The organism is Bacillus sp. 95MFCvi2.1, assembly GCF_000374965.1.
Taxonomy (GTDB): domain Bacteria; phylum Bacillota; class Bacilli; order Bacillales; family Bacillaceae_G; genus Bacillus_A; species Bacillus_A pseudomycoides.
The window spans coordinates 75,248-91,488 of record NZ_KB895698.1 but is presented as its reverse complement, the minus strand read 5'-3'; the positions used below and the strand labels follow the sequence as shown (position 1 = coordinate 91,488).

Below are 16,241 nucleotides of genomic sequence, written 5' to 3'. Positions count from 1 at the left end.
TCATTCCTCTCTTTACCAAACATGCATATTCTCCCTTGAAATGAAAAACCTATATAACAGAACATATCATAAGGAGGCTTATTATGAAATTTGTTACTTTTTTTCTCGGTCTTGCCGTTGTTTTCTTTCTTGCCTTCATTGCAAGTAACAATAAAAAGCATATCAAATTCAAACCGATTTTCATTATGCTTATTATACAGTTAATTTTAACCTTTTTACTATTAAATACAGAAATCGGCCTCATACTTGTAACCATGATTTCTAATGTATTTACGAAATTATTGGCCTATGCTGCATCTGGGGTAAACTTTGTATTTGGTGGTATTACGAATAAAGGTGAAATGCCCTTCTTCTTAAATGTACTCTTACCAATTGTCTTCATCTCCGTCTTAATTGGTATTTTACAACATTTTAAAATATTACCATTCTGTATTCGTTGGATCGGTTTGTTCCTTAGTAAAATAAATGGACTCGGAAAGCTTGAATCTTATAATGCTGTCGCTTCTGCCATTGTAGGCCAATCAGAAGTATTCATTACCGTAAAAAAACAGCTTGCGCAAATTCCAAAACATCGTCTCTATACACTATGCGCCTCCGCCATGTCGACCGTATCGATGTCAATCGTCGGTGCTTATATGACAATGATTGAACCAAAATATGTAGTAACTGCTCTTGTCTTAAATTTATTTAGCGGCTTTATTATCGTACTTATTATTAATCCATATGATGTTAAAGAAGAAGAAGATATTCTAGAAATTAAGGGTGAAAAGCAAACCTTTTTTGAGATGCTTGGAGAATACATTCTAGATGGATTTCGTGTTGCTATTGTTGTCGGTGCTATGCTGATTGGATTTGTTGCCTTAATTAGCTGTATCAATGATTTATTCCATATTATGTTTGGAATTACATTTCAGCAATTACTTGGTTATGTTTTCTCTCCTATCGCTTTTCTTATTGGTGTGCCAAGTAACGAAATTGTCGCAGCAGGAAGTATTATGGCTACAAAGCTTGTAACGAATGAATTTGTAGCCATGATGGATCTCAGTAAGCTTGCAAACAGCCTCACTCCTCGTACAGTAGGCATTATTTCAGTTTTTCTTGTATCCTTTGCAAACTTCTCTTCTATAGGAATTATTTCTGGTGCCGTTAAAGGATTAAATGAAGAACAAGGAAATGTCGTTGCTCGCTTCGGTTTAAAACTGTTGTACGGTGCGACACTCGTCAGCATTTTATCTGCAATTATTGTAAGCATTATGCTATAAGAAGGTAAAATTTAATCCTTTTCTTATTCATACTTTTTGTATACAATACGAATAGATGTCTCATAAATACTCGAGACATCTATTTTTTTATACATGTACAACAACATCTATTTAGCGTACAATGTCTTTTATGTGTCTCGTCTATGCATTATAAGATAATATGCAAATTGAATGATTTAAAGGAGAACTAAATAATGAAATCTGATGTAGAAAACACGAATAGAACCTCAAAGAGGCGATTTAAAAAAAGACGCCTACTATGGTTTATTCTCATTCCATTACTTATTGTAACAATTAGTGGCGGAAGCTATTCCTTCCATATATACAGTAAAGCAAAATCAATTGTAAATAATGCATATTCTAAATTAGATAGAGGAGATAAATCGGATAAACGAGAAAAAGCTGTTAAGCCGATGACGGACAATGTTTCTGTCCTTATTATGGGTGTTGATGAAAGTGACCTCCGTGAAAAATCTTACGGCAAAGCAACGCGTACCGATGCATTATTACTTGCAACAATTAATAAAAATGATAAATCAGTAAAACTTGTTAGTATACCACGTGACTCTCGTGTATATATTAAATCACGCGATAAACAAGATAAGATTACGCATGCTCACGTATTTGGAGGCGTAGATAGTACAATTGATACAGTCGAGAACTTTTTAAATGTTCCTGTTGACTATTATGTTAAATTTAACTTTAAATCCTTTATAAAAATTGTAGATTCCCTTGGTGGCATCGATGTTGATGTTCCTGTTGAATTTACAGAACAAAATAGTAAGGACGAACCAGGTGCAATCCATCTAAAAAAAGGGCGTCAGCATTTAAATGGTGAAGAAGCACTTGCTTTAGCTAGAACTCGTCATATCGACAGCGATTATATGCGTGGTCAGCGTCAGCAACTTGTTTTGGAAGCCATTGCTCAAAAAGCGCTATCCATAAATTCCATTAATAAAATTAGCAGCTTATTAGATGCTGTTGATCATGATTTAAAAACAAACTTAACATTTGATGACATGATGACAATTACAAAGAGCACAATGGGCTCAAATCTAAAGATGGATAAACTTCAAGTAAAAGGTGACGATAAATATATAGGTGGCATCTACTACTACATTCCTGACGAAAAGAGTGTACAGGACATATCTAAAACATTGAAACAACATCTCGATGTTACGAATAAAACTGAACATAAAAAATTATAATAAAAAGGCTGCTAGGACTTTCCCAGCAGCCTTTTTATTATAATTTTCAACAAAATACTTTCATTTTCTTTCACAAATAATGACAAAAAGAGACAAATGTTACAAGATTGTAACGTTTTTTATAAAAATATTACACCCACAATTAAAATAATAGTATACTAGTACATACATAATACTATTTTTATCATTCATACATTAAAAATGAATACATATGACCTTATATATTAATTTTTTGGGGGGAAGTAAATGAAGCTACGTAACTTACTGATTGGTTCTGCTGTCACTGGTGGAATATTACTATGTGCAGGTGGGATTGGTGGTTATCAATACGTGTCTAAATTGAATAAACAGCTTGATATAAATGTATTACCACATACTACATTTGAAGGCACTTCTCTTGATGGTAAAAGTAAAAAAGATGTTCAAGAAATTATTCAACAAAAAATTGATGAATCAAACAAAAAATCTCTTAACTATACATTCCAAGGCAATACACAAGCTTATACGTGGAAAGACTTAGGTGTTGAATATAAAGAAACGGAAATTGTCGAAAAAATCTTTAAAGAGCAAAAAGGAAATGTGATAAATCGCTATAAAATGCGAAAACAAGCTGAAAATGGCGAGTTAAAACGTGAATATAAACTAACGCCACAGTTAAATACAACTACTTATGAAGCCTTTATAAAAGAAAAATATAATGAAACCTTAGAGGAACCTGTAAATGCTGAATTAAGTGTTTCCGGAACAACAGTAAATATTAGTCAAAGTCAAAATGGCGAAAAAGTTGATAAAGATAAATTAAAAGAATTAACAGCAAAAGCAATTACTGCTGGTACACAAGATATTCAGCTCCCAATTGCCTCTATAAAGCCCGAACGCTCTACAGAAGATCTGCAAAATATGGGGATTACACAAGTGATTGCTGAATATTCTACTCCTATGGCTGGTCGAAACGGGAGCCAATCCTTTAATGTAAACAAATCTGCTAATACTTTAAGCGGAGCAATTGTAGCACCTGATGAAACATTTAGTTTCAATGAACGCGTTGGTATTACAGATGCTGCGCATGGCTATAAATCTGCTGCTGTATTCCTACAAGGAAAAGTTGTCCAGAGCGCCGGTGGTGGGGTTTGCCAAGTGAGTAGTACCCTATATGGGGCAGCATTACGTGCTGATTTAGGAGTTGTTGCTCGTAGTAACCACTCTATGCCTGTTCATTACTTGCCACTTGGTCAAGATGCTGCTGTAGCAGATTATGGCCCAGATTTAAAATTCAAAAATAATACTGGCAAATATATTTACATTCAAGCGTTTTCCAATGGTAGCAGCATAACTACACGTATTTTCGGTACACCTACTGGCAAGAACGTAGAAGTTTCATCAAAAGTAATTGGCGAGACTGAAAATAAAATTACGGCTGTCACATATAAAAAAGTAACACAAAACGGTCAAGTCATCTCAAATGGCCAAATTTCAAAAAGCGTATACAAAAAGGCGTGATGATTCACGCCTTTTTATTTTGCAATAAACGTACAAATGTCCCCATATGTTCCCTCGTCTCTTCTAAAGACCATATACGGCTTCCTTGTTTAGCTACTATTAAACAACCTTCTTCCCATGCCTCTGTCTGCTTTATATGTAATAACTCGCTTTTTAATTTTTCAATTGTTTCCTGATCCTCTTGTTCTAGAAACTCAGTCATTACATTTATTATTTCATCCTCATACACACTTAACGTGCAATATGCTCTTAAGAAATATTGAAGTATCGGATACATGCTCCCCCCCCTTTCTTACTTATCTGATGGATAGGAAGTAATGATTTTAAATCCTAATGCCCCTGATTTATCTCTCGCCAAAACGGTAACTGTATTCATAAGCTTATCTTTTACACTCATATCTCGCTTTAATACCGTTTTTCCAACAGGAAATGAATGCTTCGTATTTAATACAAGACGATTTTCTTTGGAGTTCTTTAACCATTTCTCAATTTCCTGCTCATGTTGCTTTAAGCTATCTTTTACAGCTTTTGTTGCTATCTCTTTATCATAATATGTACTTGCAGCTGATACTTTATCTGTCTGCAACCGCTTCTTTAGCTCATCTTCTGTTTTCCCAACATGTCGTTCTATCGTATGGCCATTTTTCGGCGGTCCTTCCATTTCATCTAAAATCGTATCTTTAATTTTTTCTACTGATGTTGAATTATTTTCTTTCGGGTTCGCTTTGTTTTGCTCTTGTCCCGCACAACCGCTTAAGATAAGAACCATTGCAAACAAGCTACTCAAGAAAGTACCCCATAATCGTTTCATCATATCACCTCTTTCATGATTATTATCGTAACTTCACAAAAAGTCAATTTCACATATAAAAAAAGCGTGTAGAATTCTAAAACCCTACACGCTTTGTCTTATTTTTTCTACATGAACATTTGCCTGATTGATAACAATTTCACTTTATACAATATCGTATCCTTGCTCTTCAATGGCATCTTTTAACTGCTCTATATTCACTTTTGCTTCATCATATTCAACAGCTACTGTGCCCGCTTGCAATTCAACTGCTACGCCATTTACTCCGTTTAGTTCTTGCAATGCATTTGTCACAGCCATTTTACAATGATTACATGTCATTCCTTGTACATTCAATGTTACAGTCATTTCCAATTCCTCCTTAATTATAAATCTTTTATTTATTATTTATGAGCAGCATAACCTATAATAAGGTGTATTGCTCGTAAAAACATTGGCTTCACTTTATATTTTAACACGCTTCAAACGCAAAGCGTTCGTTACAACCGAAACAGAACTAAATGCCATCGCTGCTCCAGCTACCCAAGGTTCTAACAAGCCACTTGCCGCAATGGGGATACCAATCGCATTATAAAATAATGCCCAAAATAAATTTTGACGAATATTTTTCATCGTTTTTTGGCTTAAATCAATTGCTTGTGGGATATGCCCTAAATCTCCTCCAACCAATGTAACATCAGCTGCTTCAATTGCTACATCTGCACCTGTTCCAATCGCCATCCCTATATCCGCTTTCGCTAGTGCTGGAGCATCATTAATACCATCACCAACCATTGCTACTTGCTTTCCTTTTTGCTGTAATTGTTCTACAATATTTGCCTTTTGCTCTGGCAATATTTCTGCATATACATGATTGATACCAACCTGTTTTGCAATTGCTTCAGCAGTTCGTTTATTGTCTCCTGTTACCATATAAACATCAATTCCCGCAGATTGTATCGTATGAATAGCTTCTTTTGAACTTTCTTTTATCGTGTCGGCAACAGAAATCATTCCTGCAAACTGACCCGCAATTGCTACAAGCATAACCGTTTTTCCGTTTGCTTCATGCTCACTCATTACATTCTCATATTCCGCTATATTGACGCTGTGTTCACTCATTAATTTTCGAGTCCCAATGATAACTGATTTCTCTTCTATAATCGATTCAATTCCATGCCCAGGTACTGCACGAAACGTTTCTACAGGTAGTAAAGAAACTTGATTTTGTTTTCCATATTCTACAATTGCAGAGGCTAGCGGATGTTCAGAAACGTTTTCTGCGGAAGCCGCAAATAAAAGCATGTCATCTTGCAGGATCATTACGTCTGTTACTTCTGGTTTCCCTTTTGTAACCGTACCCGTTTTATCTAATAAAACAGCATTAATTTTATGCGTTGCTTCTAAATACTCTCCACCTTTAAAAAGAATTCCTTTCTCTGCACCTTTCCCTGTTCCAACCATAATAGAAGTTGGTGTTGCCAGTCCCAGTGCACAAGGGCAGGCAATTACTAATACTGCTATAGCTACTTCAAGAGATTGCGGTAAATTTTGCGGAGTAATAGCAAAGTACCAAATTAAAAAGGCAACTGCTGCGACAACAACAACGATTGGAACAAATATACCAGAAATTGTATCTGCCATGCGCTGAATTGGTGCTTTAGACCCTTGCGCTTCTTCCACAATTTTAATAATATTTGCAAGGGCTGTATCTTTTCCAATTTTTTCAGCACGCATTGTTAACGTACCGTTTTTATTAATTGTTGCACCTATTAAAGCATCACCGACCTGTTTATCCATGGGGATTGATTCACCGGTAATCATTGCCTCATCAACTGACGAAATACCTGATAAAACAATACCATCTACAGGTATCTTTTCACCTGGTTTTACAACAATGGTATCACCAATAACAACACTTTCGATTGGAATTAACATGTCACGTCCATCACGAATGACCAATGCCTCTTTTGCTTGTAGACTTACTAATTTTGAAATCGCTTCCGTTGTTCTTCCTTTCGCAACAGATTCGAAATATTTTCCAACAAGAATTAATGTGATGAGCACTGCACTCGTTTCAAAATACAGCTGCGGTGAATACGATGGATTTTGTAATGTTTTCAAACCTTCATATAAGCTATAAAAATACGCAGCTGATGTACCAAGTACAACAAGCACATCCATATTCGCACTTTTATTTCGTAAAGAACGGTATGCGCCAATATAAAATTGTGAACCGATATAAAATTGTACTGGTGTTGCAAACAATAATTGCACCCACGGATTCATTAAAAAATGCGGCATCCATAGCCCCGTTTCAAATGGCATATGCGCTACCATTGTATAGAGAAGCGGTAATGATAACAGAATAGAAAGAAATAGATGTTTTCGTTTCCCTTTTAATTTGTCTGCTTTTTTATTTGGTTCAGTCTCTTCTTGGAGCTTTCCTTTGTAACCGAGTTTCGTTATTTTTTCTAAAATAGATTCTATAGTAATAGGGCCATCTTTATATACGATTGTTGCAGTGTTCATCGCCAGATTAACAGTAATACTCTCGATTCCCTCCATTTTTCCAATTACTTTTTCAATCCGATTTGAACATGCGGCACACGTCATTCCATCAATATCTAGACTTACTTTTTTCGTCCGAACTTCATAACCAAGTTTCTCAATACGATTTGTGATTGACTCTGCAGATTGCGCGTCCACATCGTATTGAACCGTTGCTTGTTCCATAGCTAAATTTACATTTGCTTCTACACCTTCTAACTTATTTAACACCTTCTCAATTCTGGCTGAACAAGCTGAACATGTCATCCCATCAATACCAACCGTGATCTGTTTTGTCTGACCCATACAGTTCGTCTCCTTTCTATTTTGAGAACTGTTTGATGACTTTCATTAACTCTTGAATAGACTCATCTCCATGACCTTCTTGAATCGCTTTAGCGACACAATGATTTGTATGTCGCTCTAACAATGAAAAACCGACTTTATTTAACGCTGCTTGCACCGCAGAAATTTGAATCAATACATCTACACAATAACGATTTTCTTCAATCATTTTTTGTATACCGCGCACTTGACCTTCAATCCTTTTTAAGCGTTTTACAACCTTCTCGATCTCTTCGTCCGTTCGCGGAACCATCTTTTCTTGATTTGAACAATGGTCCATCTGTATACCCCCTTCTCTATATACATTATACCCGTAAGGGGTATAATGTTGCAAGTTTTTAACTGTGAAAATTTATATTTTTTAATTAAAATCCACACTTGCCTATATTGAGCAAATATGGTGTAATGCTAAAAAAGACAAAGGACTATAACTATATGCAAGAAATGATTCACAATTTACTCACAGAGCATCACACGATTGCAATTCCACTCAGTATTCTATTCAATATCATCATCAGCTTGGCAGGGTTTATTCCAAGCATATTTTTAACAGCCATCAACATACAACTTTTCGGTTTAACAGATGGAACAATTATTTCAATCGCAGGCGAAGCATTGGGAGCAATTGTCTCATTTTATTTCTATCGACTAGGTTTTCAAAAATTGACTCATAACAAATTAAACAATTATCCAAAAGTAGAACGCCTTCTTTATGTACAAGGTAAAGAGGCATTTTTACTCGTTCTATCATTTCGGCTTGTTCCATTTATTCCGTCAAGCATTATCACCTTATTTGCAGCATTAGGAACAATATCGTTATTCTCTTTCAGTATTGCAAGTACACTAGGAAAAATACCGGCATTACTCATTGAAGTGTATTCTGCATACCATGTCATAAACGGAACAAGTGAAGCAAAGTGGATTATCACGATTGCCGGTTGCATCGGGGTATTATATATATGGAAGAAGTGGAAGAAAAAATAAAAAGGAGCATCTGCTCCTTTTTATTTTTTCTAAAGAAGAATGAACCCTATTTTACACCAACTGCATCATATGTCTGCTTCACCGCTGTAACTTCAGCAGAGTTCGCACCATATAAATCCGCAGCTGCTTGTACTAAGCCAGCACGCGCTTGACTAAACGTAGTAGATTCAGTGAAATATTGTGTATTTGCACGATAATAGATTGCGCCTACTTTATCTTTACCAATGCCATTTACTGTTACACCGTAATGCGTACCACCATTCGCTAGTAAGTAAGCCGCTTTATTAATAATACCACTGTTCGTATGAACACCACCGTTATCACTTGAACCAGTATAACGTTTAGAATAATGATCTGGATCGCCATATTTCGCTGGATCACTCATAGAGCGAAGCGCATCTCCCGATTTGCCAGGCGTATAAATATCCTCACCAATTTCCCAATCTGGATTACGATTATCATAGTATTCTACTAATGTACCAAAAACATCAGAAATCGCTTCATTTAACGCACCTGACTCATTTTGATAAATTAAATTCGAACTATTTTCTGTAACAGCATGCGTTAATTCATGCCCAATTACATCTAATCCACCTGATAATGAAGTAAATGTATAACCATCCCCGTCCCCATATACCATTTGTGAACCGTCCCAGAAAGCATTATTGTAATTACTTCCGTAGTGGACCGTTGATTTTAACGGCGCCCCTGCATCATTAACGGAGTTTCGATTAAACGTATTTTTATAATAGTCATATGTTACACCCGCATAATAATGAGCATCTACTGCAGCTGCATCACGGCTTGCATTGAAAACATTATCTGTATCTGTCCATAATGTCCCTGGCAATGTAGAGCGATTTTTCGCATCATATGTGAAAATCGTTGCTCCACGTGTATTATCTTGTAAATAATAAGTAGATCCAGATAGTGTTGTATTAATAGATTTTGTATCCCCTAGTACACCTTTACCCGTTCCAACTTTATTTGTCCCTGTAACAGGTTTTACAACTGCTTTACCTTCCTGTTTAGCATTTTCTTGCTTAAGTGGTGCTTGATTTTCACCATTCACATGATCAATTGTATTGTATTTATTTAATACTTTACCGCTTTCTGCCTCAATGAAATAATAATAGTTTCCTGGTTTTGGCTCTAAGAAGTTTAATTTCACAACATATGCATAAGTTGTGTCCTCACCATTTTGATATACATATAAATCCGCTGATGGCTCTACTTCATATTTTGGAGTTAATCCTAAGTCTTGCTGTGCAATTGCAATTGCTTTTTTGCCTTCAATCTTATTTTTATTTTTTAATTTTTCCTTTTTATCTAAATCAGGTACAACTGTTCCAGATAAAACTTTCAATGAACCATCTTTACTAACATGAGCTAGTTGAGTAGACCCCCATACTGGTGTACCTTCATATACTTGTTGCATACGTACCACTGTTGCATCAGTTACAGAATCTTTTTTCACTTGTTTCACTTTGAAAGAATCCTCTGCACTCTTTTCCCCTAACTTATACTCTCCTTTTGCTGCATTTAGATAATCAAATACAACAGATTCTGCTTTCTTTCCAGTTGCTCCAGTCAAATCTCCAGAGATAAACTCAGGTGACTGTACTGCTTCATTGTACTTTTTCGTAGAGAGCACATTCTTTGAATCTGCAAATGCAGAACTTGTCCCTCCAAATGTTGTAACTGCCATTCCTGCCGCTAATACAAATGCTAAACTCTTCTTTTTCATATAACCTTCCCCCTAATAAAAATTTTTTTGAAAAAGAGTAATTTTATATTAGCATTAGGTTTCCAATATTGATATACTGAAAATTCAAAAAAATCCTTTCTCAAGTTTTGTAGAATTTTGGCGAACAATTATTGAGAAAGGCCCTTTCCGTTTGGAAAGGGCCTTTTTTGGTAATTTACTATACATTTACTGTTTCTGCTGCATTCGTTTCTTGACCATAGTTATCTGGTTTCCAAGCACACTGCACATCGAATGCTACCGCTAAAACCGTTATAATTACAAAAGTTCCTAAGATTATCTTTTTCATACTATAACCCCTCCTTCTTCTTCTAACAACATAATTGCTAATTTATAATATCGATTACTTTCTTGAAATTCCGATGATTCTTCAAAGTATTCCGCTAATTCTAAGTATACCTTCTTTAAATCTTTCATATTTTTTTCACCCTTAAAGAAAGGCACTGCTTCTATTTCTAAAAACTTCTTATATACCTCTTTTTTTCCATAATACTTATATTGAAGAATTAATAATAAGTGCAACATACTTTTATACCTATCATCTTTTCTTGCAGCAGAAATTCCTTTTTCAATCCAACCTCTCGCTTCTTCAAATTCTTTTAACTGAATACATTGCAAAGAAATCTCATACATAGCATCAATATAATTTAAATCTTCTTCTTTTTTATACTGTAGACCCTCCAAATAATATTCTTTTGCTTTTTCATAATTATTTTGACGATAATATAAGTACCCCATATTATTCAAGGCAATTGACATGATATTATCTTTATCCGCAAAAGAATCAGCCTCTCTTAAAATATGATTATAAATTCCCATAGCTTCACTATACTGTTTTTTTCGTATATAACTGAAAGCGATTAAAAGTTGACAGTTGATTACATGCCGAAACTTATATTCATTTCGAAAACCTTCTAACGCAACATTCGCAAAGTACAATGTCATATGATCGATTTCCATCTGACTATACGTAAGTGCTAAATTATAATATATCCCCGTTTCATAATAACCTTGTTCTTTCGCCATAGACTCTGTTTTTAACAAATGCTCTAATGCCTGTTTATATTTATATTGCATGCAATATAATAAAGCCCTACTATACGTATACAGCAACTTCTGAAACGGAGAATACTTCTTATACATCTTCTTTAATTTCTCTAGTTCTTCTTCAAGCGCAGAAAGATCTCTTTTCATAATCAAATAACGTGTATACAGCAGATTATAATAATTTATAATTTCAAAATCTAAGACATTTTTCATTTCAGACTGTAATTCTTTATATATGCGTTCAACCTGTTGCTTGTCCAAATGAACTAATGCGTTTAACCAATCATCTAATTTCTCTTTCACTTCTTCTTCTACATCTCTCAAATCCGACACGGCAATCTCTAACCTCGCGCAGAGCAACTGCAAGATTTCCTCCGATGCTTCTATTTTTCCATTTTCAATCTTACTTAAATATGAGACGGAACAAATGCCCTGACATAATTCTTCTTGTGTCATTTTTTGCTGCAGCCGCTTATAAAAAACTTGTTTGCCGATTTTTTCTAAAGTTTGTTGCATTGTCCTCCTCCATTCTCATTTACCCCCACTACTTTAATAATACATAAAAATACCAAAAATATAAATTGATAAATGTAAATTTTCCAAAAGTTTTTTCGATAAATTTGTTTTATTCCAATTGAAGTAGCTAAATTTCATGCTAAAAACATGTTATATCACCTATATTACCAAACATTAAAATCACTCTTTCTTATTAGAAATGGATTCTTTGGCATAAACTAGAAAAAACGATATAATATAACCAAATTACGGAGGTGTTTTCACAATGAATCATTATAAAGATGATAGTTACGCCTTACATACAGATTTATATCAAATCAACATGACTTATACATATTGGAAAGACGGCATTCATAATCGCCGCTCTGTTTTTGATTTATATTTCCGAAAGCTTCCATTTAAAAATGGTTACGCCATTTTTGCTGGTCTTGAAAAAATTATAGAATACATAGAGAATTTTCGTTTTACCGAAAGTGATATCACTTATTTAAAAGAGCTACAATTTGAAGAAGAGTTTCTACAGTATTTACAAAACATGAGGTTTACCGGGACAATTCGTAGTATGCAAGAAGGAGAAGTGGTTTTTAATAACGAGCCATTATTGCGCGTTGACGCACCGCTTGGTGAAGCTCAAATTATTGAAACCGCCTTGTTAAACATTGTGAATTACCAAACATTAATCGCTACAAAAGCAGCTCGCATGAAACATGCAGCGAACAATGATGAACTATTAGAATTTGGTACACGCCGTGCTCATGAATTTGATGCGGCCCTTTGGGGTACACGCGCAGCCTTTATCGGTGGATTTTCTTCTACAAGCAATGTCCGTGCTGGAAAACGATTTGGTATTCCAGTTGCTGGTACGCATGCTCATTCCTTTGTCCAAGCATACCGTGATGAATATATTGCATTTAAAAAGTATGCTGAAACACATAAAAAATGTGTTTTTCTTGTCGATACATACGACACATTAAAATCTGGTGTACCAAATGCCATTCGCATCGCGAAAGAATTTGGTGACCGCATTGATTTTTATGGTATTCGTCTTGATAGCGGCGATATGGCTTATTTATCAAAAGAGGCACGAAAACTACTTGATGCAGCTGGATTTACAAATACAAAAATCATCGCTTCTAGTGATTTAGATGAATATACAATTATGCATTTAAAATCACAAGGGGCAAAAATTGATGTATGGGGCGTCGGAACAAAATTAATTACATCATTTGAGCAACCTGCCTTAGGAGCTGTTTATAAGTTAGTTGCGATTGAGGATGCGAATGGCACATTAAATGATACGATTAAAATCTCTTCTAATCCTGAAAAGATTACAACGCCAGGATTAAAACGAATTTATCGAATCATTAATCGCGTTAACAATCATGCAGAAGGTGATTATATCGCTTTAGAATCAGAAGAACCTGAGCAGGAAGAACGTTTAAAAATGTTCCATCCTGTCCATACGTACATCAGTAAATTCGTGACAAACTTTGAAGCACGCGAGCTTCATCATAACATTTTCACAAATGGTAAAAGAACATATGAATTACCTAACATATTAGACATTCAAAAATACACAGAAAACAGCTTAGCACTATTTTGGGAAGAATATATGAGAACACTAAATCCCGAAGAATATCCTGTAGATTTAAGCCAAGAATGCTGGGATCATAAAATGAATTACATTCAAACCGTACGGGATCAGGTTTCAAAAAATATACAAAAATAAAAAGAGAAGCCTTCGCTTCTCTTTTTATCCCGCTATTTACGGGCAGTAATATCCCACCTCAAAGTTCAGCAAAAGAAGTTAGCTGGGAGATAAATTGCCCGTAGAAGCCCGATTCGTGAGGGCTAATAATCAGTGGGAGATATCCCCCACTGATTAAAGTTTCACTTTATTTTACAAATCTTTCACTCTAAGCACACGCATCGCATTCAATACAGCAAGTAGCGTAACGCCCACATCTGAGAAAACAGCTTCCCACATTGTTGCAATTCCAAATGCACCAAGTAATAAGACCAGTCCTTTCACACCAAGTGCAAAGATAATATTTTGCCATACAATGCTCCGTGTACGTTTGGCAATTTTGACAGCCGTTGCGATTTTAGAAGGTTCATCTGTCATGATTACAATATCCGCCGCCTCGATTGCTGCATCAGATCCTAATCCACCCATCGCAATCCCGACGTCTGCTCTCGCTAATACTGGTGTATCATTAATACCATCACCAACGAACGCAACTTTTTCTTTCGCTTGTTTTGCACTATCAATTTTTTCAATTTCTTCTACTTTTTGTTGTGGCAATAATTCAGCGTGAACCTCATCTAAGCCAAGCTCCTTACCAACAGCTTCTCCAACTAATTTCGCATCACCTGTTAACATTACCGTTTTCTTAATACCAAGTTCTTTCAACTTTTGAATTGCTTGTTTTGAGTCCTCTTTTACTTCATCTGAGATGACAATATAACCAGCGTATGCACCGTCTACAGCAACGTGAACAAGCGTGCCCACTGTTTGCGGCTGTTCAAATGTAATATTTTCTTTTTTCATTAATTTTGCATTGCCCGCAAAAATTTCTTTACCTTGTACTTTTACAACTGTACCATGACCGGAAATTTCACTATAATCCTCAATCATATTTTCATCAATTGATTTTCCATATGCACTTCGAATAGATTGTGCAATTGGATGATTTGAATAAACTTCCGCAAATGCAGCATATTCAAGGAGTTCTTCTTTTGTAGTTGCTCCATTTGGCTCCATCTTCGTTACCTTGAATACACCTTTTGTTAATGTTCCTGTTTTGTCAAAGACGATATGTTTCACATCATTCAGTGCTTCTAAATAGTTACTTCCTTTGATTAAAATACCGTTTTTAGAGGCTCCACCAATACCGCCAAAGAATCCAAGTGGAATAGATACCACTAATGCACATGGACAAGAAATAACAAGAAACACTAATGCACGATAAATCCAATCAGAGAATGTAGCCCCTTCTAAAATAAGAGGTGGAATAAACGCTAATGCCGCTGCTGTAATAACTACGACCGGAGTATAGTAACGCGCAAATTTCGTAATAAAGTTTTCTGTTGGTGCTTTTCGGCTACTTGCGTTTTGTACTAAATCCAAAATTTTCGATACAGTTGATTCACCAAATTCTTTTGTTACTTCAATTGTTAACACACCATTTTGGTTCACAAAACCACTTAATACATCTTTCCCAACTTCTACTTCACGCGGTACAGATTCACCTGTTAATGCTGAAGTATCTACCATTGATGTTCCTTCAACTACTTTCCCATCTAATGGTACTTTCTCACCTGGTTTAACAATGATATAATCTCCAATTTGTACATCTTCCGGTGAGACTTGTTTTGTTTCATTGCCAACTTTAACGTTTGCATAATCAGGACGAATATCCATTAATGAAGTAATCGATTTTCGAGAACGATTCACCGCAATACTCTGGAATAACTCACCTACTTGATAAAACAGCATAACTGCGACAGCCTCTGGATATTGCCCGATTGCAAATGCTCCAAGTGTAGCGATTGCCATTAGAAAGTTTTCATCAAATACTTGCCCGCGTGTTATGTTTCTCACAGCTCGCCAAACAATATCTCCACCAATGAGTAAATATGCGATAACGAAAAGTGGAATTGTTATCATTTGTGGTAATCCTGCAAGTGCAGCGACTCCTGTTAAAACACCACCAATCGCTAAGCGCCATAGCATTTTCTTCACATTTCCTTCACCGTGATCGTGACTATGTCCATGATCATGACCTGTTTTTTCTTCACGGACAACTTTTACATCTGGCTCTAATTTATGAACAATATTTTTAATATCTTGTACTGTCGTTTCAAGCTCTTTTTTATTTGCCACTTCTATTTTTAATTTCTTCGATACAAAGTCAACAGCGGCCGCTGAAACCGTAGGCATCTCTTTTACCTTTGTTTCAATCTTCATTGCACAATTTGCACAATCTAGCCCTTCTAATACAAATACTTCTTTTACAACTTTTGTTTTCTGTTCATCCTTTACTTGAATGTGCGGTTCTAATTTCGTAACAAGCTGTTTCGCTTCAGCAACAACATTATTTTCTTTATTTTGTTCTGTTTCTAAAGTCATTGTCTTAGTTGCGAAGTTCACGGAACAAGAGGAGACACCTTCTAATCCTCCGACCCCTTTCTCAATTTTCATCGCACAGTTCGCACAATCTAATCCTTCTAACACAAGTTTTCGTTTCACTAGTGCTTCTGCCATCTTTCTC

General features: G+C 35.5%; 14 protein-coding genes. 5 read left to right on the top strand and 9 right to left on the bottom strand.

Going from position 1 to position 16,241, the window contains the following annotated elements; genetic code table 11:
• Positions 1 to 83: 83 nt before the first annotated feature.
• The 3 genes from C568_RS0114260 to C568_RS0114250 all read left to right on the top strand — a co-directional run bounded on the left by C568_RS0114260 (position 84) and on the right by C568_RS0114250 (position 3,970).
• A complete protein-coding gene (locus tag C568_RS0114260; RefSeq protein ID WP_018781924.1) occupies positions 84 to 1,262 on the top strand; it encodes a NupC/NupG family nucleoside CNT transporter in 1,179 nt (392 codons plus the stop codon).
• Positions 1,263 to 1,456: 194 nt separating this feature from the next.
• Entirely contained in the window at positions 1,457 to 2,470 is a 1,014-nt protein-coding gene (locus C568_RS0114255) for an LCP family glycopolymer transferase (RefSeq protein WP_018781923.1), read from the top strand.
• Positions 2,471 to 2,716: 246 nt separating this feature from the next.
• Positions 2,717 to 3,970, top strand: coding sequence for a VanW family protein (locus C568_RS0114250; RefSeq protein WP_018781922.1), 1,254 nt, complete (start codon positions 2,717 to 2,719; stop codon positions 3,968 to 3,970).
• A gap of 4 nt (positions 3,971 to 3,974) precedes the next feature.
• On the opposite strand, the gene C568_RS0114245 is transcribed toward C568_RS0114250, so the two are convergent.
• From C568_RS0114245 to C568_RS0114225, 5 genes are all read right to left on the bottom strand, one after another.
• Entirely contained in the window at positions 3,975 to 4,247 is a 273-nt protein-coding gene (locus tag C568_RS0114245) for a hypothetical protein (protein WP_018781921.1), read from the bottom strand.
• 15 nt (positions 4,248 to 4,262) lie between these two features.
• Positions 4,263 to 4,781, bottom strand: a complete 519-nt coding sequence (locus tag C568_RS0114240) for an RNase A-like domain-containing lipoprotein (protein ID WP_018765580.1) — start codon at positions 4,779 to 4,781, stop codon at positions 4,263 to 4,265.
• A 144-nt stretch (positions 4,782 to 4,925) separates the two neighbouring features.
• Positions 4,926 to 5,129 (bottom strand): copper chaperone CopZ, encoded by a 204-nt coding sequence (gene copZ / locus C568_RS0114235; protein ID WP_003195128.1) that lies wholly within the window; start codon positions 5,127 to 5,129, stop codon positions 4,926 to 4,928.
• A gap of 96 nt (positions 5,130 to 5,225) precedes the next feature.
• Positions 5,226 to 7,616, bottom strand: a complete 2,391-nt coding sequence (locus C568_RS0114230; protein ID WP_018781920.1) for a heavy metal translocating P-type ATPase — start codon at positions 7,614 to 7,616, stop codon at positions 5,226 to 5,228.
• Between the two features lie 16 nt (positions 7,617 to 7,632).
• On the bottom strand, positions 7,633 to 7,935 hold the full coding sequence (locus C568_RS0114225; RefSeq protein WP_018781919.1) for a metal-sensing transcriptional repressor: 303 nt from the start codon (positions 7,933 to 7,935) through the stop codon (positions 7,633 to 7,635).
• Between the two features lie 155 nt (positions 7,936 to 8,090).
• Between C568_RS0114225 and C568_RS0114220 the strand changes: the two genes are divergently transcribed.
• On the top strand, positions 8,091 to 8,639 hold the full coding sequence (locus tag C568_RS0114220; RefSeq protein WP_018781918.1) for a TVP38/TMEM64 family protein: 549 nt from the start codon (positions 8,091 to 8,093) through the stop codon (positions 8,637 to 8,639).
• Positions 8,640 to 8,685: 46 nt separating this feature from the next.
• On the opposite strand, the gene C568_RS0114215 is transcribed toward C568_RS0114220, so the two are convergent.
• From C568_RS0114215 to C568_RS0114205, 3 genes are all read right to left on the bottom strand, one after another.
• Positions 8,686 to 10,386, bottom strand: coding sequence for a M4 family metallopeptidase (locus tag C568_RS0114215; RefSeq protein WP_018781917.1), 1,701 nt, complete (start codon positions 10,384 to 10,386; stop codon positions 8,686 to 8,688).
• 178 nt (positions 10,387 to 10,564) lie between these two features.
• Complete coding sequence (locus C568_RS34260; RefSeq protein WP_018765584.1) at positions 10,565 to 10,693, bottom strand: NprX family peptide pheromone; 129 nt, start codon at positions 10,691 to 10,693, stop codon at positions 10,565 to 10,567.
• A complete protein-coding gene (locus C568_RS0114205; RefSeq protein WP_006093497.1) occupies positions 10,690 to 11,967 on the bottom strand; it encodes a helix-turn-helix domain-containing protein in 1,278 nt (425 codons plus the stop codon). Before C568_RS0114205 ends, C568_RS34260 begins: the two co-directional genes overlap by 4 nt.
• A gap of 265 nt (positions 11,968 to 12,232) precedes the next feature.
• On the opposite strand from C568_RS0114205, the gene C568_RS0114200 reads away from it, so the two are divergent.
• A complete protein-coding gene (locus C568_RS0114200) occupies positions 12,233 to 13,696 on the top strand; it encodes a nicotinate phosphoribosyltransferase (protein ID WP_006093496.1) in 1,464 nt (487 codons plus the stop codon).
• A 171-nt stretch (positions 13,697 to 13,867) separates the two neighbouring features.
• Here C568_RS0114200 and C568_RS0114195 read toward each other — a convergent pair whose 3' ends face one another.
• Complete coding sequence (locus C568_RS0114195) at positions 13,868 to 16,234, bottom strand: heavy metal translocating P-type ATPase (RefSeq protein ID WP_018781916.1); 2,367 nt, start codon at positions 16,232 to 16,234, stop codon at positions 13,868 to 13,870.
• Between the last annotated feature and the right edge of the window lie 7 nt (positions 16,235 to 16,241).